The following is a 26786-nucleotide window of genomic DNA, read 5'->3' as shown; positions in this document are numbered from 1 at the left end:
CGCTTGCACGAATCTCAAGATTATAAACCCGCCACCCCGTCGTGTCGCGCATGGACCGAGTCGCAGTCATCGGCGCGTCGATGACGCAGTTCGGCGACCGCGACGCCTGGCTCCGCGAGCTGCTCGCGGAGGCGGGCGAGGCGTGTCTCGCCGACGCCGGCGCGTCGCCACACGACGTCGACCACCTGTACGTCTCGAACATGGCCAGCGGCGAGTTCGAGGGCCAGACTGGCGTCCCGAACGCCCTCGCCCACGACCTCGGTGCGCTGCCGGCGTACACCCAGCGCGTCGACCAGACCAGCGCCAGCGGCGGGGCCGGCATCTACGCGGCCTGGCAGTCCGTCGCGTCGGGCGCGAGCGACCTGACGCTGCTCGTCGGCGGCGAGAAGATGACCCACCGGACGACCGCCGAAGCGACGGACGTCATCGCCTCGCTCACCCATCCCGTCGAGTACAAGCACGGCGTCACCCTGCCCTCGTTCGCGGGCCTGACTGCGCGGCGCTACCTGCACGAGTACGACGCGCCGCGCGAGAGCCTCGCGAAGGTCGCGGTCAAGAACCACCGCAACGGCCTCGACAACCCCCACGCCCAGTTCCGCAAGGAGGTCGACCTCGACACCGTGATGGAGTCGCCCGTCGTCGCCGACCCCCTACGGCTGTACGACTTCTGCCCCATCACCGACGGCAGCGCGGCACTGTTGCTCTGCCCGGAATCGGTCGCCGGGGAATACGTCGACGAGGACGAGTACACCGTCATCTCGGGCGTCGCCGGCGCGACCGACACCCACGTCGTCCACGAGCGCGACGACCCCACGGTGATGGGCGCAGCGGTCGAGAGCAGCGACCAGGCCTACCGGATGGCCGACCGCGAACCGGACGACGTCGACGTCGCGGAACTGCACGACATGTTCACCATCCTGGAGTTCCTGCAGAGCGAGGCCGTCGGCTTCTTCGACCAGGGCGAGGGCTGGAAGGCTGTCGAGGAGGGCGTCACCGACCGCGACGGCGACCTGCCCATCAACACCTCCGGTGGCCTCAAGTCGAAGGGTCACCCGCTCGGCGCGAGCGGCGTCGCGCAGGCCTACGAGATACACCAGCAGTTGCTCGGCGACGCGGGCGCGCGGCAGGTCGACGCCGAGGTCGGCCTCGCGTGCAACGTCGGCGGGTTCGGCAACTGCGTCACCACCACCATCATGGAGGAACCCTGAGATGACAGACGACCACACTCTCGACGCGCACCGCTGCCCGAACAGCCACCTGACCTACCCGGGGCACCCGCGCTGCCCCGAGTGCGGCGAACCCCAGGAGGGGACGGTCGACCTCTCCGAGCGCACGGCCGAGGTCGTGACCTGGACGACGAACACCGCGACGCCGCCCGGCGTCCGCTCGACGAACTCCCTCGCCATCGTGGAGTTCGACGTCGACGGCGAGCGCGTCCGCGCCATCGGCCAACTCGTCGAGGACGCCGAGGTCGACATCGGCGACGAGGTCCGGCCGGTCTACGCCGAGGAACTCCGCGACCCCGACGCCGGCATCCGCGAGAAGGAAAGCCAGGAGTGGGACGGGTTCCGGTTCGAATCGGTCTGAGCGTCGTTTCATCGACGCTCCACGGTTCGAATCGGAGAGAGATTCGGTCTAAGCGCCGTTCATCGGTGCGTCACGGTTTGAAACGTACCAAAGAGTCGGACCGCGACTGGGACGGTAACAACGGCCACCAATCCTTTTCCCGACACTTCCCCAACGTCGAGCCATGTCCGACCCGTTCGGTCGCGCCGTCCGGGACTTCCATCTGGACGAGCAGGACGAACCGCTGGTACAGCGCGACGGCGAGGAGACCCTCGACCACCCTATCGAGCGGTTCTACTTTGCGGAGTTCACGGTCGACGACGAGGCGAGCGAGTGGCTGGCGTCGTGGGTCGACGGCCCGCTGCTCGACGTCGGCGCCGGCGCGGGCCGCCACGCGCTGTACTTCCAGGAGCGGTTCGAGACGGTCGCGGTCGAGGTGAGCGACCACCTCGTCGAGACGATGCGAGAGCGGGGCGTGGCCGACGCGCGCCGCGGCGACATGTTCGCGCTGCGGGAGTCGTTCGACCGCGATCGGTTCCGGTCGGCGCTCGTCGTCGGAACCCAGATAGGACTCGCCGGGTCGATGCAGGGCCTGCGGTCGTTCCTCGGCGACCTCGCGCACGTCACGACGCCGGACGGGACGGCGGTGGTCGACTGCTACGACCCCGACCGCGACGAGGCGGCGGAGCTACTGGGCTACCGCGACGACCCCACGCCGGGGCTGGCCCACCGCGTGATGTCTTTCGAGTACGAGGGCGACGTCGGCGACGCGCTGCTGTTCCGTCTGTTCTCCCCCGACAGGCTCCGAGCAGCGACGGACGGCACCGGCTGGGAGGTAGCGGCCGTTCGGTACGGCGACGAGGGACCGCACTACCGGGCGGCGCTGGAGAAGGTATGACAGGTCAGGTGTCCGCATCGTCCGCGTCCTCGTCGGAGTCGCTCCCATCGTCATCGGCGTCGGCGGGTGAGGTTCCGGACTTTGCGTCGGCCTCGTCGACGCCGACGGAGCTCTCGTCTCGCTCCTCCAGTTCGTCGCGGATGGATTCCAGTTCGGCGTCGACGTCCACCTCCGGGCGGTCGTCCTCCGTGGTGGCGTCGCTCGCGCCGTCCTCGCTCTCGTCGTCGACGGCGATGTCGACGGCCTCGCCGCCCAGGTCGTCCGTGGTCTCGCCCCTGTCGACTCCGCCCGACTCGCGAGCGGCGTCCGCCTGCTCGCGGCCGGCGGAGATCTCGTCGCGGATGTCCTCGTTCAGCCGGCGGGCCTCCTGGAGGATGTTCCGGGCGGCCGACTCGCGCGGGAGGTCGCCCTCGGCGATGACGTCTTCGAGGTCGGCGAGGGAGCGTTCGAGGCGGTCGAATGTCGCGCGACTCGCCCGCTGGGCGCGCGAGCCGAGTTCGTCCCGCGTCTCGCTCGTGGCGTCGGCGGGGTCGACGTAGCGGATGACGCGCTGGAGCATCTCCAGCGCGCGGAGGTTCGCCTCCAGCACGGCGATGGCGGTGGGGATGCCGTACTCGCCGGTGAACCGGAGCACTTCGCGCGGCGTCGGGGGGCGCGGGAGGCCCATGGGACCGCGCGGCGGCCGGCGCATCTCGTCGCGGAGTTCGCGCAGCGTGGCCTCCAGTTCCTCGACGCGCTCCTCGAGGTCGTCGCGGTCGTCTGCCATGGCTCGTCGTTCGTACCCCAGCCCAAAAGCGTTGGCTGTGCGACGGGTCAGAAGTTCTCGCGCAGGAAGACGTCGCGCGACGGGAACAGCGCGGCGAGGCGGTCGCCCGCGTCGTCGTCCAGGATGGTGAGATTCCCGTACCGCTCGGCCTCGTCGACGGAGTGGTAGCCGGCGACGACCTGCGAGAGGCCGTTCACGTCCGTCCGTACGTCCGGGTCGGCCTCCGTTCGCGTGCAGTCGACAGACTCGCCGGCCACGTCCAGCGCGAACCGCCCCTCGTTCCAGTCGACCAGCGGGTCGGTCACGTCGAGGACGATGGAGTCCGCGCTGTCGCGCGATGCCGCCGTCTGTCCCGGGTCGACGACGCGTTCGAGCGCCGCCGGGACGTCGACGAGGCGGAACATCGGCCCGGTCTTCACCTCGCAGTCGACCTCGCGGGGGTCGTCGACCAGGTCGAGGAGGTTCTCGTCCGCGGGTCCGTAGAACCGGACCACCTCGACCTGCGAGTCGTGGTAGCGCAGGAACCGCAGGACGTGGCGGAACGCCTCGTGGTCGACGTGCGCGCGGTCGGTGACGTGCAGGCGCTTGTCGTCGCCGTCCTCCTCGACCTCGTAGACGAGGTAGGCGCGCGCCTCCCCGTCGCGGAACCAGCCGTAGACGTAGGGGTCGGCGTCGCCCCAGGTGTCGAGGGCGCGCTCGCACCACCAGTCCTCGATGCGGTCGACGGTGAGCGCGTAGTCCTCGCCGTGGGCGTCGTGGACCGGGTCGAGCAGCTCCCAGTCGTCCTCGTCGAGGCGGCGGAACTCGCCCGACGGTTCGGTGTCGAGCGCCAGCGCCTCCGGGGTGGTCTCGTACTTCGTGAACCGGGTGACGGTCCCCCAGCCGTACCGGCGGTAGAACCCGTAGTCGAACGGCCAGAGCGCGGCGAAGAGCACGTCGCGGTCGCGGTACTCGGCGAGCGACTCCCGCAGCAGCCGGGTGACGAGCCCCTGACGGCGGTTCTCGGGCGGCGACGCGACCGCCGACAGTCCGGCCATCTCGTGCCAGTCGCCGCGGATGCGTGCCGTGAACCAGTGGTGACCGCAGACGGCTTGCAGGTCGTCGCCGTCGAACAGTCCGCGACGGTCGGCGAGACGGGCGCGGACGTCGTCGTCGGACTCGTAGGCCTGGGGACCCGCCTCCGGGGAGAAAGCGTAGTCCAGGAACCGGTGGTACGTCGCGCGGTACTCGTCCGGAACGGGGCGGTACTCCGTCATGATTACCGGTCAGACGACCGAGGAGAAATACGTTGGTACTCCGCTCGATGGAGCGAGGGGGTCTGGTCGTGGAGAGAGGTCACCCGGGAGAAGGCGTTCGTCGACGACGAGTGGCAGGACGTGGTGAACTACGGCCTGCTGGCGGAGGAGTGGCGGTAGCGCGTAGAAAAGGAGCGCGTTCGTTCTAGACGGCGCGGCGGTACGGCAGCGGCCACTCCAGTTCGTCAGTTCCCAGTTCCTCGGCGGCCCGCAGCGCGAAGTAGGGGTCGCGGAGGTGTTCCCGCCCGACGACCGCGAGGTCGGCGCGCTCGTTCCGGACGAGGGCGTCGGCCTGCTCGGGTTGTGTGATGCCGCCGACGGCGCCGACGGGAAGACCGGTCTCCTCGCGGATACGTTCGGCGTACGGCACCTGGTAGTTCGGCCCGGGATTCGGAATCTGCTGGTCGGGGTGGAGACCGCCGGCGCTCACGTCGACGAGGTCGACGTCGTCGGCGAGGCGGTCGGCGAGACGCACGGAGTCCTCGACGGTCCACGATTCCCGTTCCGGAAGCCAGTCGGTCGCGGAGACGCGGACGAACACCGGCCTGTCGTCGGGCCACACCTCCCGGACCGCCGAGACGACCTCCCGCACGATGCGGGTCCGGTTCTCGAAACTGCCGCCGTACTCGTCCTCGCGGTCGTTGGCGGCGGGCGAGAGGAACTCGTGGAGCAGGTAGCCGTGGGCGGCGTGGACCTCGGCGATCTCGAAACCCGCGTCGAGGGAGTACTCCGCGGCGCGGACGAAGTCGTCGACGAGGGTCTCGACGTCGTTCCGATCCATCTCGCGCATGGCCGGTTTCGGACGGTCGTAGGGCCAGCTGTCCGCGCTCGGCGCGAGCGTCTCCCATCCGCCCTCGTCGGGCGCGACCGTCTCGCTCCCCTCCCAGGGGCGGGTCTTGCTCCCCTTCCGTCCGGCGTGGGCGAGCTGGATGGCGGGGACGGCACCCTGTCCCCGCACGAAGTCGGCCACGGGTGCGAGGGCCTCCGCGTGCTCCTCGCTCCAGATGCCGAGGTCGTTCGGCGAGATGCGGCCGCGGGGTTCGACGGCGGTCGCCTCGGTCATGACGATGCCGGCGCCGCCGACGGCGCGACTTCCGAGGTGGACCAGGTGCCAGTCGGTCGCGAGGCCGTCGGTCTCACAGGAGTACTGGCACATCGGCGACACCATCACGCGGTTCGGGACGGTCGTCTGGCGGAGCGAGAGAGAACTGAACAGGTCGTCGGTCATCGTGACGACGTAGGTAACCGCCGGTTGAAAGCACCAGCAAACGGGGAGAGGATTGCCGGAATCGGTCGGAGCCAACCTTTGCCGTTAGCGTCCCGTCCATCCGCTGACGTCAGTCGTCGAGGAGCCAGCGGTGGTGCTCGACGAGTCGCGTCGCGACGCGGGTCGCCTTGTCCGGTGCCTTCGAGTCCAGTTTGCGGACGGCCTTGAGTTCCTCGGGCGTCACCTGGTCGAAGATGGGCGTGTCGAGCAGTTGCGAGACGCCGGGCATGTCGGTCTCGCCGTACATGCGGTGTCGCTTGCGCGTCTTCCCCTCGGCGATGCGTTCGCCCGGGTTTAGCGCGTGGTCGTACGCCCTGACGACGGGGTACCACCCCTGGCGGATAGCCCGGTTCGTGTACTTGTCGACCGCTCTCACCAGTCGTTTCCGCTCGGCGTGCGCCACGTCGTTCGTCTTGACGGCGTCGGCGACCGCCTCGTACGCCGAGAGCAGGTCGCGGAGCGTGCCGACTGCGTTGGAGGCCCCCTCGGCCACCGCCGACCGGAGGTTGCGTTCGGCCTCCTCGTCGTACCGGTGGTACTTCCCGCGGACGTCCTCCTCGAACTCCCGGGCGTCGAAGTAGCGCCTGTTGACGTCGTCGAGTGCGGTCACGTAGGACTCCTTCCGCTCGTCGGGGACGCCGGGGAGGGAGACGATGCCGCTCCCGACCTCCGAGAGGTTGAGAAGGTACTTGTCCCCTTCGTGGAGCAGGTAATCGTGCCGACCGTCGTTTCGCTCGATAATATCCAGCGCGTCTCGGGAGTTCGGTATCATTCCATTCGCGGTGGAAAGTTCCAAATCCTCGCTTAAATGTTTCACTCCGATTATTATATCAGATAATAAGTGAGGTGGCCGCACCAATTTGGTCAGTTCGGTGACAGTACGTCTCGTACGGGACCGTCTCGGTCGACGGAACGACTGTCCCTGCCGTCGACACACATCGGTGTTCGCAGTCACGGGTTCGACCGTTCGGAAATCACCGACTCACGGGCGTCTCGTTCACGGCCACCGTCGCCGCCACCCTCGGCCAACGAACGTCGTGACTGCGGAGCAGAAGCCGTCCCAGAGCCAAATTGCCCGTCACGCTTTTTCTCCCGCACGGCGTCCGACCGGTGAGCGTGACCCGCGCGGTGAGGTGCCAGCTGAGGGATGGACCGTCTCCGACGGTGGGGGACGACACTGTCGACGCAGTACGGAGCCGTCGAACCGGAACGGGTCGGCGACGAATCGGGGGAGGGGACGCAGAGAAACGCCGGACCGTGCTGGCCTGGAGTGCCGACCGGACGCTCGACCGAGGAGCCACGGGTGAGATACGATTATTATTCCAATTGTGAGTAAATGATTTACGCATCGCGGTTCTACGTTCACGCATGTCACAGCAACCACTCCACCGACGGGAGCGACTCTACGTCGACGGCGAATGGCACGACGCCGACGAGGTTCTCGAAGTGACCGACCTCGCTGACGGCGGCGTGTTCGCAGAGGTCGCTGCGGCCGACGCCGAGATGGCCGACCGGGCGCTCGCGGCCGCCCAGCGCGCACAGGACGCGATGCGCGAGACGACCATCCCCCAGCGCGCCGAATGGATGGAGCAGATCGCCGACGGACTGCTCGAGCGCAAGGACGAGATCGCCGAGGTCATCGTCCGCGAGGCCGGCAAGCCGATCTCCAGCGCCTGGGGCGGCGTCGACAGCGCCGCCGAGCGGTTCCGGCGCGCGGCCGAGGAGGCTCGCACCCTCCAGGGCGAGTACCGCGAGGGGACGACCCGCGGCCACGAGGGGTGGGAGGCCATCGTCAAGCCCGAGCCCATGGGAACCGTCCTCTGCATCACCCCGTACAACTATCCGCTCTCGACGACCGCGCTGGAGGTCGCGCCGGCGCTCGCGGCCGGCAACTCGGTCATCCTCAAACCCGCCAGCAAGACGCCCGTGAGCGCAGCCATCCTGGCGGACGTCGTCTCCGAACTCGACCTTCCGGACGGTGCCTTCAACTTCGTGCCGGGCCGCGGGAGCACCATCGGCGACCTCCTCGTCGGGGACGGTCGCGTCAACACCATCACGATGACCGGCAGCAGCGCGGCGGGCAAGCACGTCGCGCGGAAGAGCGGGATGGTCAACCTGCACATGGAACTCGGCGGCAACGCGCCCGCGGTCGTCTTCCCCGACGCTGACCTGTCGGAGGTGGCCGGCGCGTGCACCAAGGGGTCGCTGAAGTACGCCGGGCAGCGGTGCTCTGCCGTGAGTCGGGTAATCGCCCACGAGGCGGTTCACGACGAGGTCGTCGAGCGCATCGAAGCGGACATGGAGGGATGGGTCGTCGGCGACCTCTTCGAGGAGGAGACCCAGATGGGGCCGCTCATCAGCGAAGACCAGGCCGAGTGGGTCGAGGAACTCGTCGAGGATGCGCTCGACCGCGGCGCAGACCTCGTCCGCGGCGGCGAACGCGACGGCCAGTTCTTCGAACCGACGCTGCTCGCGAACGTGCCCCAGGACGCCCGAATCATCCACGAGGAGCAGTTCGGTCCCATCGCCGCGGTGACGACGTTCGAGCGCGAGGAGGAAGCCGTCGAGGTGTCGAACCGCGGTGACCTCGCGCTCGACGCGGCGGTGTTCACGGCCGACTACGACCGCGCGCGACGGATGGCCGACGAACTGGACGCCGGCGCGGTCCGCATCAACGGCGCGCCGAGTCACGGTCTCGGCGACATCCCCTTCGGCGGCAACAAGGCGTCGGGCATCGGCCGACAGGGACTGCACCTGACCATCGAGGAGATGGTGCGCCACAAGAGCATCGTCCTCTGAACGCCGTCGAGCGAGGTCCCTGCACCCCGTCGTTCCTCTGTTCACGGACGTTCACCGTCGGTCGACGACCGTTCCACCACCCCACCCCGTCGTTCCTCTGTCTTCGAAGCAGTGGGCCAGAGAGTGAACGCGGTCCGCTCCGGCGGTGGTCGACCCGGTCAGCGGTCGCCACCGACACCGTCGTTCCTCTGTCTAGTGGCAGTGATCGTTCGGCTGCTGTGTCACGTCACTCGGTCGGTGCTTCCCCCGCACCCGTAGTGGTTCGACGCCTGATATTTCTGTGCCCGGCTGCCCTCGGCGCGCGTCGACGGTTGACACACACCGTCGTTCCTCTGTCTTCGGAGAGCCAGCCGGGCGGTGCGGACAACGAGCCGTCCGATTCGGGACAGGTGGTCCGCCTGGCTGGCTGCGTCCATGGAACGTTGGAGGAGTTCCGCGGACCCTAACCAGAACTTCTTCTGTTTCCTCTGTCGAGGACGATTTAAAATATCCCCCACCCCGCCGTTCCTCTGTGTTGGGCGACGGACGAAGCCCTCGGTGCTGGTCGACGGATCGAACGGAGAATATTCCCCGCCGCAGTAGTCGAAATCGACTATTTTGACTAGTTTGCAGATGCTGTTTTTGGCCCGGGAACTTCAACGTTCCCCATTGCATAGTCTCCCCATCCGACCCCTCCCCTCCATACTCTCCGTACACAGCGGAACGCAGGGGTGGGGGTGTCTTTTAAACGACAGCTTCAGAAGAAACAGTGGAATCAGCGGAACGGGTGGTTCGGAAGGATTAATACCTTCCTCCCTCTCCGGCCGAACGATGGGTTCGTTCGAATTCGTCCGAGAGCACTCTCCCTACGAGAACCGGGAGGCGCTCCTGGACGACTACACGCCGGATACGCTGGTCGGTCGGGACGACGAACTGGAGGAGTACCACGGCGCGCTCCAGCCGGCCATCTACGGGGAACAGCCGGACAACATCTTCCTCTACGGGAAGGCGGGGGTCGGCAAGACGGCCGCGACGCGGTTCCTGCTCGACAAACTGTCGAGCAACGCCGACCAGTACGACGACCTCGACGTCGTCACCGAACTGGTCAACTGCGACGGGTTGAACTCCAGCTACCGCGTGGCGAGCCACCTGGTCAACATGCTCCGGGACCCCGCGAACCGCATCAGCGAGACGGGGTACTCACGCTCGCAGGTCTACGAGCTGATGTGGGAGGAACTCGACAATCACGGCGGCATCATCCTGCTCGTGCTGGACGAGATCGACCACCTGAAGGACGACAGCATCCTCTACCAGCTCTCGCGCGCTCGCGAGAACGAGAACCTGACGGAGGCCCGCATCGGCCTCATCGGCATCAGCAACGACCTCACCTTCCGCGACAGCCTCTCGCCGAAGGTGCGGTCGTCGCTCTGCGAACGGTCCATCTCCTTCTCGACGTACGACGCCAACGAACTCCGCGCCGTCCTCGAACAGCGCAAGGAGGTCGCGTTCAAGTCGGACGTGCTCTCGGAGGACGTCATCCCGCTCTGTGCCGCGTTCGGTGCCCAGGAGTCCGGCGACGCGCGGAAGGCGCTCGACCTGCTGCTGAAGGCGGGCGACCTCGCGCGCGAGGAGAACGCCGAGCAGGTGACGGAGGAGCACGTCCGGCGCGGCCGCGACCTGCTGGAGCGCGAGCAGGTCGCGCGGGGCATCGCCGACCTCAACGACCACGAGCGCCTCGTCGTCTACGCGCTCGCCACGCTCGAAGCCGAGGACGAGACGCCCGCGCGGTCGCGGGAGATCTACTCGCGGTACAAGATGCTCTCGGAGGCGGCCGGACGCGAGACGCTGACCGCGCGGTGGCTGCGCGAGCATCTCGACGACCTCGCCATGCTGGGCATCCTCACCGTCAGCGAGATCAACGAAGGGTCCGCCGGCGGGAAGTACCGCGAGTACGCGCTCCAGCAGGACCTCGCGGTCGTCCTCGACGCCCTGGAGGAGACACTGGAAGCCATGGGCGTCCACACCAGCGTCAAAGGCTACGTCTGACCGCCACGCGCCACGCCGACCCGTCGACAGCCGCTCGACCGGAAACCGTCGTTACCCCTCCGTCGTCCACGGTAATCCCTCGTTCCAGCGCCGTTCACCGAGTTCGGCGAACGAACGATGCTGGCCGTTTAACGGTTCTCGGACGCTCGGTCTCTGGTGGTTCACAATGACTGACGAGACGCGATACGGACGAGGGTCACGACGACGGTTCCTCTCGGTGGCAGGCGGCACCCTCCTGGCCGGCACGTCGCTCGGGGCCGCACAGCAGACGACCACGCCGACGGCCCAGCCAGTGCAGCGCTACCGGTTCGGCGGTGAAGTTCAGGCGTGGCAGGGGCGGGCACCCCAGTCTATCCAGGGACAGTCGAACCCGACCCTGCAGCTCTCGGTCGGCCAGGTGTACGAGGTGACGTGGGAGAACCTCGACGGACAACCGCACAACTTCGCGCTCCAGAACGAGGACGGTCAGAACCTGGAGGTCATCTTTCCGAACGTCCAGGCCGGCACCGCGGGCCAGGGGACGACGCCGGGGACCACGGCCACCGGGACCCCGACCACGACGGAGGAGACGGTGACGCCGCCGGACGACGCCATCGACGTGACGGAGACCATCGCCGAGCAGGGTGCGACCCAGACGCTGCAGTTCGTCGTCACCCCGGATGTGGCCCAGTACATCTGCACCATCCACCCGACGACGATGGTGGGGGACGTGGAAACCCAGGGCGACGGTGGCGGCGGCGGCAACGGTGGTAATGGCGGCCAGGGCAACGGTAATGGCGGTAGGGGTGGCGGTGGCGGCCAGGGCAACGGTAATGGCGGTATGGGTGGCGGTGGCGGCCAGGGCAACGGTAATGGCGGTATGGGTGGCGGCAACGGACACGGTCCGGGCGGAGGCGGTGGAAACGGTATGGATGGCGGCGGAGGCGGTGGAAACGGTATGGATGGCGGCGGAGGTGACAACGGACACGGTATGGGCGGAGGTGATGGGAACGGTATGGATGGTGGCGGAGGCGGTGGCGGCGGCTACTGACCGTCCGGGAAGCCACCTGTCACGAGACGTTTCTGGTGTATCTCCGGTCGACCGCCGTTGACGGTTCGGTAACCGCCGACGGCGGGTATCGCTTGCCGTGACGTCCACCAGAGCTAACACGACGTCCGTCGACGTCACGGCATGCACGTCAGGACCGGGTTCGTCACGCAGGTCGGTATGGAGTACGAGAGAGCCTTCGCGGTGGCCACCGATCTTGGACTGGACTACGTGGAACTGATGCTCGACGGGGCGAACGCCTACAGGAACCTCGACCCCGAGGCGGTCCGGAGCGCGGCCGCGGAGCACGACCTCGACCTCGCGGTCCACCTCCCGTTCACGCTCGACGTCGGGTCGCCGCACGACCACGTTCGCGAGGGCGCGCGGCGCGAACTCGAAGCCGCCATCGACGCGGCCGGCGCGTTCGACGCCGAGAAGGCGGTCGTCCACGCCGGGTCGAACGCCTGGCAACCCGCGTGGGACGGCGAGACCGTCCGCGCAAACGTCGTCGAGACGCTCGCGGCGCTGTCGTCGTTCGCCGACGAACGGGACGTCGAACTGTGCGTCGAGAACGTCCCGGGCAACTGGTTCGGTCTCGACGACTTCGACCGGCTGTTCGCGGAGACCGGCGCTTCGATGACGCTCGACACGGGCCACGCCCGCATCGCCGGTCTCGACTCTGCGGAGACGGCCGCGTTCGTCGCGGACCACGCCGACCGCATCAGTCACTTCCACCTGAACGACACGCGGCGGGCCCGCGACGAGCACCTTCCATTCGGTTCCGGTACCATCGACTTCGCGGAGATATTCGGTGCGCTGCCCGACGACTGGACCGGGACGCTCTCGCTCGAGGTGTTCACGCTGGAGTACGACTACCTCGAGACCAGCGTCCGGCACCTCGACGAACTCCTGTGACTGGCGGTTCGTCTCCGGGGGAGATCGCAACGCCGTACCAAACGCTTTGCCGGACGACGCCCCACGTCCTTCCATGCCCGACGTGCTCGTCTCCGGCGAGACGCTGGTCGACTTCCTGCCGGACCACCCTGGACCGCTCGCGGACGTCGATTCGTTCGCCCGACGACCCGGCGGTGCGCCCGCCAACGTCGCGGTGGGACTCGCGCGACTCGGCGAAGCGCCGTGGTTCTGGACGCGACTCGGCCGCGACCCGTTCGGTGACTTTCTGGGTGAGACGCTCGCAGAGCAGGGCGTCCCGGACCGGTTCGTCGAGCACGACCCCGAGGCCAAGACGCCGCTCGCGTTCGTCACCCACGACGCGGCGGGCGACCGCGCGTTCACCTTCTACCGCGACGGTACCGCGGACACGCGCCTCGAACCGGGCGGCGTCCCGGACGCGGCGCTCGACGCCGTCGAGTGGGTGTACGTCGGCGGCGTGATGCTGGCGGCGGAACCGGGCCGCTCGGCGACGGTCGAACTCGCCGAACGCGCCCGCGACTCCGACTGCGAGGTCGTCTTCGACCCCAACGCGAGACCAGAACTCTGGCCATCGGGTGGGTTCGCGGACGCGGTGGTCGAACTGCTCGACCACGCGACGGTCGTCAAGGCTACCCCGGCGGACCTCGACCACGCGGGGTTCGCCGTCCGCGGCCCGGAGGGTCTCGCGGAGGCGGTCTGCGACCGCGGGCCCCACACCGCACTGCTGACGCTCGGCGACGAGGGGTCGTACGCGCACGCCACTCCCGAGGCACCCTGGGGTGCAGGGTCGGCGTCGCACTCCGGATTCGACGTGGACGTCGCCGACACGACCGGCGCCGGCGACGCGTTCACCGCGGGCGCGCTCGCCGCGTTCGCCGCCGGCGTCGAGACGCTGAACGAGGTGCTCTCCTTCGCGAACGCCGTCGCCGCCCTGACGACCACGGCGGACGGCGCGATGACCGCGCTGCCGGACCGCGAATCAGTGGATCGCTTGCGAGAATCGTAGGACACGCCACGAACATCGTAACGCCACTTTTAAGCTTACTACGTGGTTTCGAAAGAACAGACCGACGAGAACACATGAGTGACACCAACGCGGGTTCGGACGCGGTCGAATCGGAGGGATCGTTCGTCGAGTACGGCATCGAGGACACGCCGCCGCTGGGCGAGTCGCTCTTCCTGGGCGTACAGCACTACCTGACGATGGTCGGGGCGAACGTCGCCGTCCCGCTCATCCTCGCGAAGACGCTGGGCATGCCCGACCGGCTGTGGCCGGTTTTCATCGGGACGTTCTTTGTCGTCTCCGGCATCGCCACGCTGGCCCAGACGACGTTCGGGAACCGCTACCCCATCGTGCAGGGGTCACCGTTCTCGATGCTCGCCCCCGCGCTCGCCGTCGTCGCCGTCGTGCAGGCGAACAATCCGACGGGGATGGCCGAATGGCGGGCCGCGCTGCTGAGCCTCCAGGGGGCCATCATCGTCGCCGCGCTGTTCGAGGTCGTCATCGGCTACCTCGGCCTCATCGGACGCATCCGGCGGTACCTCTCGCCGCTCGTCATCGCGCCGACCATCGCGCTCATCGGCCTCTCGCTCTTCAGCACGCCGCAGGTGGCGACGGCGAACCAGAACTGGCCGCTGCTGCTGCTGACGCTCGGCCTCATCACGCTGTTCTCGCAGTACATCGACGACCGCAACCGGGCGTTCAAGCTCTTCCCCGTCCTTCTGGGCATCGTCGCGGCGTACGTCGTGGCCACGGTCCTCTCGGTGACGGGCGTGTACGCCGCCGGGACAGCTGGCTACGTCGACGTCGGCAGCATCTTCGAGGCACCGACCGTCGTCACCCCGACCCCGCTGCAGTGGGGTGTGCCGCGCTTCGAGGCCTCCCTCGCCATCGGGATGCTCGCCGGCGTCGGTGCCTCCATCATCGAGAGCTTCGGTGACTACCACGCCGTCGCGCGCCTCTCCGGCGTCGGAGCGCCGAGCGAGCGCCGCATCAACCACGGCATCGGCATGGAGGGCATCATGAACGTCTTCGCCGGCGTCATGGGTGCGGGCGGGTCGACCTCCTACTCGGAGAACGTCGGCGCCATCGGCCTCACCGGCGTCGCCTCGCGCTACGTCGTCCAGATCGGTGCCGTCGCGATGCTCGCCGTCGGCTTCGTCGGCTACTTCGGCGCGTTCATCCGCTCGATTCCGGACCCCATCATCGGCGGCCTCTACATCGCCATGTTCGGCCAGATCGTCGCCGTCGGCCTCTCGAACCTGAAGTACGTCGACCTTGACTCCACGCGCAACATCTACATCCTCGGTATCTCGCTGTTCGCTGGCCTCGCCATCCCGGCCTACATGGGCAACGTGGCTGCGGCCGCGCCCGAGGGCATGGGCGGGTCGGCCTTCTTCCGCCAGAGTCTCTCGAACGTCGCGTACCTCGGTCCCGTCCTCGGGACGAAGCTCGTCGCCGACACCGTCTACGTCATCGGCGGTACCGGCATGGCCGTCGGCGGCCTCGTCGCGTTCGTCCTCGACAACACCATCGAGGGGACCCGCAAGGAGCGCGGCCTCGAAGCCTGGGAGACCATCACCGAGGAGGACGGCGACTTCCGGTCCGCCTTCGAGCGCTTCGGGTCGAGCGACCCCGAGCCCGCGCGCGGCGACTGATCCTCACCGACCGATTTCCCGGTTCCGGTGATCGCACTGGCCGTGGAAACCGGAGAACTCTCTCGTCGACCTGCACCCCGAACTTCCGCTCCTCGCGGTCGAGGAGTCGTCGGCCGACACCGCCTCGCGAAGGGAGCGGTCGTGCGCCGCGAGGTCCGTCGCGAAAGGACACGTTTTTAGGGCTGCCTAAATCATCTCACGACGAGAGCAATGATTGAGGAGGACATCTGCGTCGTCGTGCCGACCATCCGGGAGTACGACTGCGTGCGCGACTACGTCGAGAACGCCCGCGACCACGACTTCGACGTCGACCGCCTGCACGTCGTGCTCGTCACGGAGGACTTCTGTGACACCGCAGCGATGGAGGCGATGCTCGACGACCTCGACGTCGCCGGACGGGTCTTCGACGGGACCCGGCGCGAGCAGTGGTTCGACGAACACGGCGTCCCCGAGTACGCCCACCTGATTCCCGAGGCGAGTCACGCCCAGACGAGTTTCGGCCTCCTGTACCTGTGGGCCAACGGGTTCGAGTACGGCGTCTTCATCGACGACGACACGGCGCCGTTCCCCGACGAGGACTTCTTCGGTCGTCACCTCCGCAACCTGCAGTACGAGGGCGCGGTCGAACAGGTGTCCTCGGACGAGCACTGGGTGAACGTCCTCTACCAGAACTTCGACGAACACGGACTCTACCCCCGCGGCTACCCCTACGCCGCCATGGACGAGACGGTGGAGACGGAGACGACGGAGGTCGCCGACGTGGTCGCCTCCCAGGGGCTCTGGACGAACGTCCCCGACCTCGACGCCGTCCGCATCCTGATGGACGGCGACCTGCAGGGGCAGGCCCAGACCCGCACGACCGAAGCGGATTACGCCGACGAGTTCGTCGCCGCGCCGGGCGACTACCTCACTGTCTGCTCGATGAACCTCGCGTTCCGGCGCGAGGTGGTCCCCGCGTTCTACCAGTTGCCGATGGACGACAACGAGTGGGACGTCGGCCGGTTCGACGACATCTGGAGCGGCGTCTTCCTCAAGCGCGCCTGTGACGTCCTCGGCAAGCAGATCCTGAACGGCTACCCGCTCTGTCGTCACGACAAGGCCCCGCGGTCGACGTTCGACGACCTCCAGAACGAGGTGGCCGGCCTCGAACTCAACGAGCACCTCTGGAAAGTCGTCGACGACTGCGGCGAGTCGGTCGACCAGTCGGACCGGACCGGTGACGACGCGCCGCGCGCCGACCGCGACGCTGCCGACGCGTTCGCGGCCGTCTACGAGACGATGGCGACGGCGCTCGCGGAGGGAGACTGGTCCGAGTACGAGAACGGCGCGTTCTTCAATCTCGTCGGCGAACGCATGGGCGAATGGCTCGCGTGCCTCGACGCGCTCGACCCCGCACGTCGGACGGTCCCCGCCGACGACTGAGTGCGACCCTGACCGGTTCCCACCCGTCGGCTGGCCGGTCGGCAGACGTCTTCCGCTCTCGGCCGAACCGGCGGGTTCTTCTTCGTCCAGTTCGTACCCCCGGGTATCGACGCTCGGCCCGTATCGCTGAATCGGTAGGTATAAACGTTTTAGGCCAGCCTAATTTACTGTATGGAGCGACGCGACTCTACTGATGGCGAGGAACGCGGCTGGAGACGACGCCGATTCCTCGGTGCCGTCGGGACAGGCGCTGTCGGTGTCACTGCCGGATGTCTCAGCGACCTCACCGGAGGAGACGACGGTGGCAACGACGCCGACGTCGTGGGCCAGATCGGGTCCGGTCGGTCGCCGTTCGGTGATCGCGGGACGCCTGGCGGGACCTCGATGGAGGCGATGCCGGACCTCGAGGGGACGCTGACCCTCTACTCCGGGCGCGGTCAGGCGCTCGTCGGCGAACTCATCCAGTTCATCGAGAACCTCTACGACGGATTCGAGGTGAAGACGCAGTACGGCGGCTCGACGGAGCTGGCACAGCTCATCCAGACCGAGGGCGACGCCAGCCCGGCGGACGTGTTCTACTCCGTCGACGCCGGTTCGCTGGGGCTGCTCGCTGGCGCTGGTCGGACGAAGAAACTCCAGGAGAGCGTGCTCGGGAAGGTCGACCAGCGGTTCCGCGACCCCGACGGGCAGTGGGTCGGCACGTCCGGGCGCGCGCGGACGATACCGTTCAACACGAACGAGTTCCAGGAGAGCGACATCCCGACCGACATCTCCGCGTTCCCGGACCAGAAGAAGTTCGACGACGCGATGGGCTGGGCACCCTCCTACGCCTCGTTCCAGGCGTTCGTCACCGCGATGCGCCTGCTGAACGGCCGCGAGAAGACGAAGCAGTGGCTGCAGACGATGAAAGAGGAGAAGATCGTGAAGAACTACTCCGACGAGTTCCTCGTCGCTCAGGCGGTCGCCCGCGGCGAGATCTCGGCCGGATTCACCAACCACTACTACATCCAGCGCGTGCTGGCGAGGGACGAGGACGCCTCCGTCGGCACCGCGTTCACCGAGGGCGACGCCGGCGCGATGTTCAACGTCGCGGGCGCAGCCGTGGTGAACACGTCGAGCAAGCCGACGCTGGCGCAGAACTTCGTCCAGCACCTCCTCTCGGCGGAAGCCCAGGAGTACTTCGCGGTGAAGACGTTCGAGTACCCCCTGATTCCGCAGGTGGAACCGCTCGGCCGTCTGCCGACCATCGACGAACTGAACCCGCCGAAGGAGCTAGACCTCGGACAGCTATCGAACCTGAAACCGACCCTGAACCTCATGCGAGAGGTGGGACTGCTCTGAACAGAGTGACCAGATGAGCATCGACATCGGCCGAACGGGCGGGCAAACGGACGGGAGCGAGCTACCGCTGGGGCTCGTCCTGCTCGCCGGCGCGGTGTCGGCCGCGGTGCTGCTGCCGCTGCTCTGGCTCGTCGGCATGGCCGGAAACGTCGGCCAGGCGCGAGCCCTTGACCTGCTGACCAGCGCGCGCACCATCCAGGTGCTCCTCAACAGCGCGCTGCTCGTTGTCGGCGTCACCGGCGCGTCGATACTGCTCGCGGTCCCGCTCGCGTACCTGACGGTGCGGACCGACGTGCCCTTCCGCCGCTTCTTCACCATCGCGGTGTCGCTGCCGCTGGTCATCCCGAGCTGGATCGGCGCGTTCGCCTACGTCTCGGCGTTCGGGCCGCGAGGGGAGCTCCAGCAACTGCTCGCGCCGCTCGGCGTCCAGTCGCTCCCCGAGATATACGGCTTCGAGGGCGCGCTCGTCGTGTTGACGCTGTACACCTACCCCTACGTATACATCACGACGCGCGCCTCGCTGAAGTCGCTCGACACGACTCTCGTCGACGCCGCGCGGACGCTCGAACACTCGCGGTGGGAGGCGTTCAAGCGCGTCACCCTCCCGCAGATCCAGCCGGCCGTCGCGGCCGGGAGCCTGCTGGTCGCGCTGTACGCGCTGTCGGACTTTGGGACGCCAGCGACCATGCAGTACGACGTGTTCACGCGCGTCATCTACGTGGAGCAGAGCATCGGTCGCGACTACGCGTCGATGCTCTCGCTACTGCTGGTGGCCGGCACGCTCGTCATCCTCGCCGTCGAGTCGCGCATCCGCGGCGAGGAACGGACGGCCGGGCGACAGGGCGGCCGCACCGGTGACCGCGTCCGGCTGGGGCGCTGGCGGTGGCCGGCGATGCTGTTCCCCGCGCTGGTCGCGGTGCTCGCGCTCGTCGTGCCGCTCGGCATCCTGATGCTGTGGCTGGTCGGTGGCGGCGCGGACTACGCGACGACGCTGCAGTTCGAGTTCGGGTACGTCACCAACTCCATCTACGTCGCCGCGCTCGCCGCGCTCGCCGCGACGCTGGCCGGCCTGCCCATCGCGTACCTCGCCGCGCGCCACGACGCCCGACTGACCGCCGCGTACGAGCGGCTCTCGTACGTCGGCTACGCTATCCCGGGCGTCGTCATCGGGTTCGCCATCGTCTACTTCGGCTCGCAGTACGCGACGCCGCTGTACCAGACGATCCCGCTGCTCGTGTTCGCGTACGTCGTCCGCTTCCTTCCCCAGTCGGTGGGGTCGACGCGGGCGTCGTTCCTGCAGGTGAACCCTCAGCTGCCGGAGGCGGCGCGGACGCTCGGCCGCAGCTCCATCGCGGCGTTCCGGTCTGTCACGCTGCCGCTCATCGCGCCTGGTCTGCTCGGCGGCGCGGCGCTGGTCTTCCTGACGACGATGAAGGAGCTGCCGGCGACGCTGCTGTTGCGCCCCATCGGCTTCCAGACGCTGTCGACGTTCATCTGGGACGCCCAGGCGGCGGGGCACTTCGGCTCGGCCGCCGTGCCGGCGCTCATCCTGCTGGTGGTCTCCGGACTCTCGATGCTCGTGATACTCTCACGGGAGGGATACGATGTCAGATAGTCAACTCGCAAGCGCACCCGCGACCGCACCGGACAGCAACCGACCGTCGGGCGAGACGGTGCTCGAACTCGACGGCGTCACCAAGCACTACGGCGACGGCCCCTGCGTCATCGACGACCTCTCTCTGTCGGTGCGCGACGGGGAGATACTGACGCTCCTCGGGCCCTCCGGGTGCGGGAAGACGACGACCCTCCGGCTCATCGCGGGCCTCGAACGCCCCGACGACGGCAGGGTCGTGCTGAACGACGAGGCAGTCTCCGGCGACGGCTCCTTCGTCGCGCCGGAACAGCGCGGCATCGGCGTCGTCTTCCAGGAGTTCGCGCTGTTCCCCCACCTCACCGCGGAGGAGAACGTCGCGTTCGGGCTGAAGGACGTCCCCGACGAAGAACGCGAGCGCCGCGTGGACGAGATGTTCGACCTCGTCGGCCTCGAGAGCCACCGCGACAGCTACCCCGACGAGCTGTCGGGCGGACAGCAGCAGCGGGTCGCGCTCGCGCGCTCGCTCGCACCCGAGCCGGAGATACTGCTGCTGGACGAGCCGTTCTCGAACCTCGACGTGGACCTCCGCGTCGAGATGCGCGAGGAGGTGCGTCGCATCCTCAAGGAGGCGGGCGTCACCGCCATCTCCGTGACCCACGACCAGGAGGAGGCGATGTCCATCAGCGACCGCATCGCCGTGATGAACGGCGGCAAGATAGAGCAGGTGGACACGCCCGAGCAGGTGTTCCAGAACCCCGAGTCGCGGTTCGTCGCCTCCTTCCTCGGCCACGCCGGCTTCCTCTCGGCGTTCGTCGACGACGACGAGGTGCACACGGGCATCGGCGTCGTCGACCGCGACCAGATCCACGGGCTCGCGCCGCAGTACGACAAGACGCGCATCGACGTGCTCGTGCGGCCGGACGACCTGAACGCCGTCCCGACAGACGAGAGCGACGCCGACGGCCGCGTCACCTACCGACGCTACCTCGGCCCGACGGTGCTCTACCGCGTCGAACTCGACGACGCCGACGAGGACGACGACGCCGACGTCCTCATGTGCATGCACAACCACTCCCGCCAGATATCGCTCGACACCCCGGTCCGAGTCGAACTGTCAGCCGACCACGACCTGGCCTGGTTCCCCCGCGAACAGCGCGAGACGCAGGCCCGCGCCCCCGAATCGGACTGATGGACCGCTGGCGCGCGACTCCGACGAATCGCGGCGTTCCCGCCCTCGTCCTTCCCGTCACGGCCGGACTGCTCGCCGCCGCCATCGTCTTCTGGTTGTCGACGAACGTCTTCCCGTACCTTTCGGTCAACCACGACGAAGGCGTCTACCTCCAGCAGGCCGCGATGCTGCTCGACGGCCAGGCGTTCCTCCACACGCAGTTCCCGGACGCGTTCCGGCCGTGGTTCTTCGTCGTCGACGGGAACCGGATGTACTCCAAGTACACGCCCGTCCCCGCGGCCGTCTTCGCGCTGGGAAAGCTCGCCGGTAACTTCCAGTACGCGCTCGTGGGCGTCGCCGCCGCCAACGCCGCGCTGGTCGTCACGTTGACCCGCGACGCCTTCGACGCGAGGACCGCCGCGTTGGCCGGCGTCGCCCTGCTCGGGACGCCGCTCTTCCTGCTCACGTCCGCCACCTTCCTGCCGTACGCGCCGACGACGATGCTGAACCTCGCGTTCGCCGCCGCGTACGTGCGCGCGGTGCGCCGCGACGACCACCGGTGGGCGGCCGCCGCCGGCGTCTTCACCGGCCTCGCGTTCTTCGCGCGGCCGTACACTGCCGTCCTGTTCGTCCTCCCGTTCGCCGCGCACGGCCTGCTGGAACTCGCGCGAACGCGGCCCGACCACCTCACGCGTCCGTGGCCGCCGGCGTTCCGACGCGTCGTGGGTCGGTACGCCGTCGTCTCGGCGTTCGGCCTCGCGTGGGTCGGCGTCACGCTCGCGTACAACTGGTACGTCACCGGGTCGCCGCTCGTGTTCCCCTACGCCGCGTTCGCGCCGCAGGACGGCCTCGGCTTCGGGCACCGCGAACTGCTTGGGTACGAGCGCGACTACACGCCGCTGCTGGCGCTCCGCGCGAACGCGCGCCTGCTGTGGACGTTCGCGACGCGGTGGACCGTCGCCGCGCCCGTCGGCACCCTCCTCGCCGCCGTCGGCGTGGGCGCGTTCCTCCGCCGCGCCCGAAGCGGTTGGGCGAACCGCCCCGGCCTCTCGGACCGCGAACTCCGGGGCATCTTCGCCGGACTGCTCGTCACTGTCGTCGTCGGCAACGTCTACTTCTGGGGGAACCTCAACGTCCTCGCGGACCTCGCCGACCCCGACGACGGGTTCGTCGCCCTGTTCGGCCCGTTCTACCACTTCGACCTGCTCCTGCCGCTGTCGGCGTTCGCAGCGAGCGGCACGGTCGCCGTCGCGACGGTCGTCCGTCGTCTCGCTCGCTCGCACCTCGACCGTCGGCGGGCGACGGTCGCGCTCGCGGTGGCGCTGCTGGTCACCGTCCCCGTCGTCGCCGTCGCGGAGCAGCGCGCGCTCGGGCCACCCGTCGCCGCCAACGAGGCGCTCTCCGAGAAGCACGCCGCGGCCTACGAGCCGTTCGAGGACCGCGACCTGTCGAACGCGCTCGTGTTCGTGCCCACGCCGTACGGCGGCTGGCTCAACCATCCGTTCCAGGTGCTGCGCAACGGTCCGTCGCTGGGCGGCGACGTCGTGTACGTGCAGGACCGCGATGCGGCCGACGACTTCGCGGTCGTCGACGCCTACGACGACCGGACGCTCTACCGCTACACCTACCGCGGGCAGTGGGGACCGGCGGCGGACGCGACGGTGACGCCGCGGCTGGAGGAGCTGGCAGTGCAGGAGGGCGAACGGGTCCGCCTTGAGACCACCGTCGGCATTCCCGCGAACACCGACCACGTCACGGTCCAGCTAGAGTCGGGCGACGTCGTCGCCACGTACACGCTGAACGCGACGGCGAGGGGAACGGTGGACGGCGACGGACCTGGTGGCGACGGTGCGGCCGGGTACACGACGAGCGACGACGTCGCGACGCTGACGTGGGTGGTCACCCCGGACGGCGCCCGCGTCGTCGGCGAGAACGTCACCGCGACCGGACGGGCGACGGTGCCGGTCGACGACGCGACGACGGCGTCGCTGGCGGTCACCGTCGCCCAGCCAGGCGGGTCGACGTTCACCTACCGTCAGGACGCGTCGGTCGCGAGCGGCGGCGACTCGGTGCGGGTGCTCTGGCCGCCCCAGACGCGGCTCTGTCTGCTGACGACGGACTGCGGGCGCGAGGGGACCTACCTTCCCGGCGAGGTGCCCATCGACGGCGCGTTCGTCAACGCGACGGTGGCGACGTCCCCCGGACGATCCGCCGCAGTCGCTCCGCCAGCGTGACCCGGACGATGGACTTCGCGATGGCCGCGCCGCCCGAGAGGGGGTCGAGTTTCGTCTCGCCCAGGCGTTCGTCGTACTCGATGGGGACTTCCTTCACCCGGTAGCCCCGCAGCAGCGGTCGGATGAGCAGTTCCGCGGAGAGGCCAGTGTTCTCGGTCCAGGCGACGTTCTCGATGACATCGCGCCGGTAGGCGCGCATCCCCGTCGTGGTGTCGTGGACGCGACGGCCGGCGAGCACCGACGCGAGCGCGGCGAACGCCCGGTTCCCCCACCGGTTGAGGTCCGGCATCGCTCGCGCTCCGTGGTAGAGGCGGTCGCCGCTGACCACGTCGTAGCCGTCGTTGATGGCGGCGAGGAACTCCGGTAACTGCTCCATCGGGTAGGTGTCGTCGCAGTCGGTCGTGACGACGACGGGGCGGTCGGCCGCGAGGAGCGCCGCGCGGACCGCGACGCCGTAGCCCTGGGGCTCCTGCCGGATGACGCGGGCCCCGTGCTCGCGAGCGACGTCGGGCGTCCGGTCCGACGACCCGTCGACGCAGACGACGTTCGCCCGTCCGTCCGTCACCCGTTCTACGTCGGAGAGGACCGTCCCGATGGCCTCCTCCTCGTTGTAGGTTCCCATCACGACGCTCACGTCGTCGAACGTGAACTCCTCGCTGGCGGCCGTATCGGTCATTGTCCGGTCTTGCGCCGGGGCGAACTTGAGTTTTTAGGTTCGCCGAAAAGAGAAGAGCGACGGTCCCCGAACACTAAGGCGTCGGTTTGTGTATGCCCGGACGTGTTCCCCGACATCGAGTACCTGGACTGGATCGAGGGCCGCCCGGCGGCCGCGACGCACGACCTCGGGGCGAGCGACCTCCGCCGGGAGTGGCCCGAGGACGACCCCGTGCCGCCGGCCCTCGACGGCGTCGAGTCACCGGCGGCCGACCTGGAGACGCAACTCGCGGACGTCTACGGCGTCGCGACGGAGAACGTCCTCGTCACGGCCGGCGCAACTCACGCCAACTTCCTCGCGGTCGCGGCCGCCCTCGACAGGGCGGCGAACGGTGACGGGGCGAGCGAGGAAGCGGTCGGCGCTGGCGGTCGCGTGCTCGTGGAGAAGCCGGGGTACGAACCGCTAGTCGCGACCCCGGCAGGGCTCGGTGCGACGGTCGACCGGTTCCGCCGACCGGCCGAGGACGGGTTCGCGCTCGACCCGGGCCGCATCGCCGCCGCCGTCATGGACGGGACGGCGTGCGTCACGGTGACGAACCGACACAACCCGAGCGGCCGGCGCGAGGACCGCGAGACGCTGGCGGAAGCGAGCCGCGTCGCCGCCGACGCCGGCGCAACGCTCCTGGTGGACGAGGTGTACGCCCCGTACGCCACCGACCCCGTGGACGGTGCCTTCGGCGGCCCCACCGCGGCCGACCTGCCGAACACCGTGGTGACGAACTCGCTGACGAAGTTCTTCGGGTTCGGACCGCTCCGCGTCGGCTGGCTGGTCGCCGACGCCGCCTTCGTCGAGCGCGCACGCACCGTCGCGTCCCACGTCCCGGCCGTCGCGTCGCCGAGCGTCGCGCTCGCCCGCCGTGCGCTACACGTCAGCGACGAACTCGCGGTCGATTCGCGCGCCCGCGTCGCGACGAACCACGACCTGCTCGCGTCGTTCGTCGCCGAGCACGACCTCGTCGGGGAGGTGTCGTCGGGTTGTACCTTCGGTTTCTTCGCACACGAGTCGGCCGACGGCGACGCGGTCGCCCAGGCGGCGTGGGAGGCGGGCGTGCTCGTCGTCCCGGGTCGATTCTTCGCCGATTCCGACCGGTTCCGGCTGAGCCTCGGCCACGACCCGGCGTCGGCCCGCGAAGGGCTCGCCGCGTTCGGCGACGTGCTGGACGACCGCTGATTCCGTCGCGCCACCGACGCCGTTCGTAGTCGACGGTCGTTGTATCACGGCGAGTCTACCAAGAATTAAGACCCATCCAGTCCATCGCCCTCCATATGGACGAAACTCCGGAAGAGATAACCACCCTGGTCGGTCGCGAAGTGTACTCCAACAACGGCGTCTTCGTGGGGGAAGTCGACGACGTCCAGCTCAACCTCGACGCCTCCGCCGTCACCGGCCTGGCGATCGGCGGGCTGAACGACGAACTGTTCAGCAATCGCGTCGACCCGGGACACGGCGTCATCCTCCCCTACCGGTGGGTCCGCGCCGTGGGGGACGTCATCCTCATCAACGACGTGGTCGAGCGGATGAAGGACGACGAGGGCGACGAAGAGGTCGCGGTCTAGCTGCCGTTCGTCTCGCCGTCGACGCCCATCGCGTCGAACAGCTTCTTCTTGACTGCTTCCTCGGTCAACGACAGCAGCGTGTCGCGGTTGTCCTCGCTGGTCTCGATGCCGGTGAAGATGCCCAGCGGGATCTCCGAACTGGCCTGGGTGGAGTGGCCCGCCGCCTCGCCGATCTCGCCGAACGCGTCCTGGAGGACGTTGCCGATGTTCATCCGGATGTCCTTCGAGCGCGCGGCGAGGTAGATGGTGTCGTCGACGATGCCAAAGACGGCGGTCGTGGTGATGCCCTCGAGGTTCAGCAGGTGGGAGGCGGCCTGCGAGAGGGCGTCGCGGTCGCGGATGAATCCGGCGTTGCTGACGAGGTGGCTCCCCTGCACCTCGCGGTTGGTGATGGCCTCCGCGAGCACGTCGAGCGTCTCCGGCGACATCGACGGCGACTCGACCTGTTCGAGCGTGTCGTGGTTGGCGAAGGGGTAGAGGTACGCCGCCGCCGTCAGGTCGGCCGGGGTGGTGTCGCGCTTGAAGTCCAGCGTCTCCGACCGGATGCCGTACAGGAGCGCCGTCGCCACCTCCTCGCTGAGGCTGACGTCGAACTCCTGGACGTACTTCGTCATGATGGTCGACGTCGAACTGACGTTCGGCCGGACGTCGGAGAACTCGACCTCGTACTCCTCGTCGGGTTCGTAGTGGTCGATGAGGATGTCGACCGGGATGTCGATGTCCGTGTCGCTCGCCTTCACGTAGTCGATGAGCGCGAAGGTGTCGTAGCTGCCCAGGTCCACCTCGTCCCGGGAGAGCAACTCGATGCCGAGCAGGTTGACGAACGCGCGGTTCTCCTGGTGACCGATCTCGCCGAGATAGAGGATGTCCGCCTCTACCCCGAGGCTGTCGGCGATCTCCTGCAGCGCCGCGGCGCTGGCGATCGAGTCGGGGTCGGGATTGTCGTGGGTGATGATGGCGAGTCGGCCCTCGACCGCCTCGACGACGTCCGACAGCTTTCGGGCCTTGTACTCGAGTTCGCCGGCCTCGAGTGACCGCAGCGCCGAGTTGGCGATGACCGTCGAGGGGTTGATGACGACGTCCGCGCCGAGTTCGGTGAGTTCGTCCGCGGAGACCGGGTCGCTCGCGCGGACGACCATGAACTGGTCCTCGTCGCGGTCGCGGATGTTCGCCACCGCCTCCTTGTTCGCCTCGACGTCCGAGGAGAGGATGAGCACCACGTCGCGGTCGTCCACCATCCCCGTCACCGTCTCGTCGCGGATGTCCGCAGCCTGGGCGTTGAGGTCCTGGTCGCGGAGCGCCTCCACGCGGTCGGAGTCCCGGTCGACGATGAGGACTTCTTTACCCTGCTCGACCAGTTCCTCGGCGACGGCGTGGCCGACGCTCCCGCAGCCCAGAATGGCGTAGGTGGACATAGAGGAGATGGTGATCCCGGCACTCATTACGTGGGGCGTAACCTCGGCCGGTACTTAATGCTCCCGGAGAACGTTCGAGAGTTGGAACTGAGAAGTCCTCCGCGTCG

At 68.5% G+C, this 26786-nt stretch carries 22 protein-coding genes; 16 read left to right on the top strand and 6 right to left on the bottom strand.

Annotated features, from left to right (window positions below; translation table 11 throughout):
• Positions 1 to 50 precede the first annotated feature (50 nt).
• From NKT36_RS00770 to NKT36_RS00760, 3 genes are all read left to right on the top strand, one after another.
• On the top strand, positions 51 to 1208 hold the full coding sequence (locus NKT36_RS00770; RefSeq protein ID WP_327052042.1) for a thiolase family protein: 1158 nt from the start codon (positions 51 to 53) through the stop codon (positions 1206 to 1208).
• A 1-nt stretch (position 1209) separates the two neighbouring features.
• Entirely contained in the window at positions 1210 to 1587 is a 378-nt protein-coding gene (locus NKT36_RS00765) for a Zn-ribbon domain-containing OB-fold protein (RefSeq protein ID WP_327052041.1), read from the top strand.
• A 163-nt stretch (positions 1588 to 1750) separates the two neighbouring features.
• On the top strand, positions 1751 to 2464 hold the full coding sequence (locus NKT36_RS00760; protein WP_327052040.1) for a class I SAM-dependent methyltransferase: 714 nt from the start codon (positions 1751 to 1753) through the stop codon (positions 2462 to 2464).
• Positions 2465 to 2468: 4 nt separating this feature from the next.
• On the opposite strand, the gene NKT36_RS00755 is transcribed toward NKT36_RS00760, so the two are convergent.
• The 4 genes from NKT36_RS00755 to NKT36_RS00740 form a co-directional block, all read right to left on the bottom strand.
• Entirely contained in the window at positions 2469 to 3230 is a 762-nt protein-coding gene (locus tag NKT36_RS00755) for a DUF7547 family protein (protein WP_327052039.1), read from the bottom strand.
• Between the two features lie 47 nt (positions 3231 to 3277).
• Positions 3278 to 4486 carry a GNAT family N-acetyltransferase gene (locus NKT36_RS00750; RefSeq protein ID WP_327052038.1) on the bottom strand — a complete coding sequence of 403 codons (1209 nt, stop codon included), beginning with the start codon at positions 4484 to 4486 and terminating at the stop codon, positions 3278 to 3280.
• A gap of 184 nt (positions 4487 to 4670) precedes the next feature.
• Positions 4671 to 5753 carry an NADH:flavin oxidoreductase/NADH oxidase gene (locus tag NKT36_RS00745; protein WP_327052037.1) on the bottom strand — a complete coding sequence of 361 codons (1083 nt, stop codon included), beginning with the start codon at positions 5751 to 5753 and terminating at the stop codon, positions 4671 to 4673.
• Between the two features lie 109 nt (positions 5754 to 5862).
• Entirely contained in the window at positions 5863 to 6564 is a 702-nt protein-coding gene (locus tag NKT36_RS00740; RefSeq protein WP_327052036.1) for a hypothetical protein, read from the bottom strand.
• A gap of 596 nt (positions 6565 to 7160) precedes the next feature.
• Here NKT36_RS00740 and NKT36_RS00735 point away from each other — a divergent pair.
• The 11 genes from NKT36_RS00735 to NKT36_RS00685 all read left to right on the top strand — a co-directional run bounded on the left by NKT36_RS00735 (position 7161) and on the right by NKT36_RS00685 (position 22993).
• Positions 7161 to 8591: an aldehyde dehydrogenase family protein gene (locus tag NKT36_RS00735; protein ID WP_327052035.1), complete on the top strand. Its 1431-nt coding sequence runs from the start codon at positions 7161 to 7163 to the stop codon at positions 8589 to 8591.
• A gap of 810 nt (positions 8592 to 9401) precedes the next feature.
• Positions 9402 to 10616: a Cdc6/Cdc18 family protein gene (locus tag NKT36_RS00730; protein ID WP_327052034.1), complete on the top strand. Its 1215-nt coding sequence runs from the start codon at positions 9402 to 9404 to the stop codon at positions 10614 to 10616.
• Positions 10617 to 10782: 166 nt separating this feature from the next.
• On the top strand, positions 10783 to 11646 hold the full coding sequence (locus NKT36_RS00725) for a plastocyanin/azurin family copper-binding protein (RefSeq protein ID WP_327052033.1): 864 nt from the start codon (positions 10783 to 10785) through the stop codon (positions 11644 to 11646).
• A gap of 141 nt (positions 11647 to 11787) precedes the next feature.
• On the top strand, positions 11788 to 12558 hold the full coding sequence (locus NKT36_RS00720; RefSeq protein ID WP_327052032.1) for a sugar phosphate isomerase/epimerase family protein: 771 nt from the start codon (positions 11788 to 11790) through the stop codon (positions 12556 to 12558).
• Positions 12559 to 12631: 73 nt separating this feature from the next.
• On the top strand, positions 12632 to 13582 hold the full coding sequence (locus NKT36_RS00715; RefSeq protein WP_327052031.1) for a carbohydrate kinase family protein: 951 nt from the start codon (positions 12632 to 12634) through the stop codon (positions 13580 to 13582).
• A gap of 74 nt (positions 13583 to 13656) precedes the next feature.
• The gene (locus NKT36_RS00710; RefSeq protein ID WP_327052030.1) at positions 13657 to 15234 is read left to right on the top strand and encodes a uracil-xanthine permease family protein; all 1578 of its coding nucleotides are present in this window, start codon (positions 13657 to 13659) and stop codon (positions 15232 to 15234) included.
• Between the two features lie 213 nt (positions 15235 to 15447).
• A complete protein-coding gene (locus NKT36_RS00705) occupies positions 15448 to 16656 on the top strand; it encodes an alpha-1 4-glucan-protein synthase (RefSeq protein ID WP_327053410.1) in 1209 nt (402 codons plus the stop codon).
• A 171-nt stretch (positions 16657 to 16827) separates the two neighbouring features.
• Positions 16828 to 17997, top strand: coding sequence for an extracellular solute-binding protein (locus NKT36_RS00700; RefSeq protein WP_327052029.1), 1170 nt, complete (start codon positions 16828 to 16830; stop codon positions 17995 to 17997).
• A 13-nt stretch (positions 17998 to 18010) separates the two neighbouring features.
• Entirely contained in the window at positions 18011 to 19612 is a 1602-nt protein-coding gene (locus NKT36_RS00695) for an ABC transporter permease (RefSeq protein ID WP_327052028.1), read from the top strand.
• Positions 19602 to 20780 (top strand): ABC transporter ATP-binding protein, encoded by a 1179-nt coding sequence (locus NKT36_RS00690; protein WP_327052027.1) that lies wholly within the window; start codon positions 19602 to 19604, stop codon positions 20778 to 20780. The genes NKT36_RS00695 and NKT36_RS00690 overlap by 11 nt, the downstream gene beginning before the upstream one ends.
• Positions 20780 to 22993: a DUF7846 domain-containing protein gene (locus NKT36_RS00685; RefSeq protein WP_327052026.1), complete on the top strand. Its 2214-nt coding sequence runs from the start codon at positions 20780 to 20782 to the stop codon at positions 22991 to 22993. The genes NKT36_RS00690 and NKT36_RS00685 overlap by 1 nt, the downstream gene beginning before the upstream one ends.
• Here the strand turns inward: NKT36_RS00685 and NKT36_RS00680 are convergent.
• Positions 22935 to 23669 carry a dolichyl-phosphate hexose transferase gene (locus NKT36_RS00680; RefSeq protein ID WP_327052025.1) on the bottom strand — a complete coding sequence of 245 codons (735 nt, stop codon included), beginning with the start codon at positions 23667 to 23669 and terminating at the stop codon, positions 22935 to 22937. The two genes, NKT36_RS00685 and NKT36_RS00680, sit on opposite strands and share 59 nt — an antisense overlap.
• A 102-nt stretch (positions 23670 to 23771) precedes the next feature.
• Between NKT36_RS00680 and NKT36_RS00675 the strand changes: the two genes are divergently transcribed.
• Both NKT36_RS00675 and NKT36_RS00670 read left to right on the top strand, forming a co-directional pair.
• Positions 23772 to 24878 (top strand): pyridoxal phosphate-dependent aminotransferase, encoded by a 1107-nt coding sequence (locus NKT36_RS00675; RefSeq protein ID WP_327052024.1) that lies wholly within the window; start codon positions 23772 to 23774, stop codon positions 24876 to 24878.
• A gap of 95 nt (positions 24879 to 24973) precedes the next feature.
• Positions 24974 to 25264 carry a PRC-barrel domain-containing protein gene (locus NKT36_RS00670; RefSeq protein WP_327052023.1) on the top strand — a complete coding sequence of 97 codons (291 nt, stop codon included), beginning with the start codon at positions 24974 to 24976 and terminating at the stop codon, positions 25262 to 25264.
• Here NKT36_RS00670 and NKT36_RS00665 read toward each other — a convergent pair.
• Positions 25261 to 26706: a DHH family phosphoesterase gene (locus NKT36_RS00665; protein ID WP_327052022.1), complete on the bottom strand. Its 1446-nt coding sequence runs from the start codon at positions 26704 to 26706 to the stop codon at positions 25261 to 25263. The two genes, NKT36_RS00670 and NKT36_RS00665, sit on opposite strands and share 4 nt — an antisense overlap.
• Positions 26707 to 26786: the final 80 nt, after the last annotated feature.

The organism is Halomicrococcus gelatinilyticus (assembly GCA_024227995.1).
Taxonomy (GTDB): Archaea; Halobacteriota; Halobacteria; order Halobacteriales; family Haladaptataceae; genus Halomicrococcus; species Halomicrococcus gelatinilyticus.
Note: the sequence above shows the minus strand (reverse complement) of the source record. Positions and strands in the feature narration are given on the sequence as shown.

What these genes read in the sequence shown, in the direction of transcription:
- NKT36_RS00770 (WP_327052042.1), top strand. Translation starts at nt 51, where the DNA reads ATGGACCGAGTCGCAGTCATCGGCGCGTCGATGACGCAGTTCGGCGAC.
- NKT36_RS00765 (WP_327052041.1), top strand. Translation starts at nt 1,210, where the DNA reads ATGACAGACGACCACACTCTCGACGCGCACCGCTGCCCGAACAGCCAC.
- NKT36_RS00760 (WP_327052040.1), top strand. Translation starts at nt 1,751, where the DNA reads ATGTCCGACCCGTTCGGTCGCGCCGTCCGGGACTTCCATCTGGACGAG.
- NKT36_RS00755 (WP_327052039.1), bottom strand. Translation starts at nt 3,230, where the DNA reads ATGGCAGACGACCGCGACGACCTCGAGGAGCGCGTCGAGGAACTGGAG.
- NKT36_RS00750 (WP_327052038.1), bottom strand. Translation starts at nt 4,486, where the DNA reads ATGACGGAGTACCGCCCCGTTCCGGACGAGTACCGCGCGACGTACCAC.
- NKT36_RS00745 (WP_327052037.1), bottom strand. Translation starts at nt 5,753, where the DNA reads ATGACCGACGACCTGTTCAGTTCTCTCTCGCTCCGCCAGACGACCGTC.
- NKT36_RS00740 (WP_327052036.1), bottom strand. Translation starts at nt 6,564, where the DNA reads ATGATACCGAACTCCCGAGACGCGCTGGATATTATCGAGCGAAACGAC.
- NKT36_RS00735 (WP_327052035.1), top strand. Translation starts at nt 7,161, where the DNA reads ATGTCACAGCAACCACTCCACCGACGGGAGCGACTCTACGTCGACGGC.
- NKT36_RS00730 (WP_327052034.1), top strand. Translation starts at nt 9,402, where the DNA reads ATGGGTTCGTTCGAATTCGTCCGAGAGCACTCTCCCTACGAGAACCGG.
- NKT36_RS00725 (WP_327052033.1), top strand. Translation starts at nt 10,783, where the DNA reads ATGACTGACGAGACGCGATACGGACGAGGGTCACGACGACGGTTCCTC.
- NKT36_RS00720 (WP_327052032.1), top strand. Translation starts at nt 11,788, where the DNA reads ATGCACGTCAGGACCGGGTTCGTCACGCAGGTCGGTATGGAGTACGAG.
- NKT36_RS00715 (WP_327052031.1), top strand. Translation starts at nt 12,632, where the DNA reads ATGCCCGACGTGCTCGTCTCCGGCGAGACGCTGGTCGACTTCCTGCCG.
- NKT36_RS00710 (WP_327052030.1), top strand. Translation starts at nt 13,657, where the DNA reads ATGAGTGACACCAACGCGGGTTCGGACGCGGTCGAATCGGAGGGATCG.
- NKT36_RS00700 (WP_327052029.1), top strand. Translation starts at nt 16,828, where the DNA reads ATGGAGCGACGCGACTCTACTGATGGCGAGGAACGCGGCTGGAGACGA.
- NKT36_RS00695 (WP_327052028.1), top strand. Translation starts at nt 18,011, where the DNA reads ATGAGCATCGACATCGGCCGAACGGGCGGGCAAACGGACGGGAGCGAG.
- NKT36_RS00690 (WP_327052027.1), top strand. Translation starts at nt 19,602, where the DNA reads ATGTCAGATAGTCAACTCGCAAGCGCACCCGCGACCGCACCGGACAGC.
- NKT36_RS00685 (WP_327052026.1), top strand. Translation starts at nt 20,780, where the DNA reads ATGGACCGCTGGCGCGCGACTCCGACGAATCGCGGCGTTCCCGCCCTC.
- NKT36_RS00680 (WP_327052025.1), bottom strand. Translation starts at nt 23,669, where the DNA reads ATGACCGATACGGCCGCCAGCGAGGAGTTCACGTTCGACGACGTGAGC.
- NKT36_RS00670 (WP_327052023.1), top strand. Translation starts at nt 24,974, where the DNA reads ATGGACGAAACTCCGGAAGAGATAACCACCCTGGTCGGTCGCGAAGTG.
- NKT36_RS00665 (WP_327052022.1), bottom strand. Translation starts at nt 26,706, where the DNA reads ATGAGTGCCGGGATCACCATCTCCTCTATGTCCACCTACGCCATTCTG.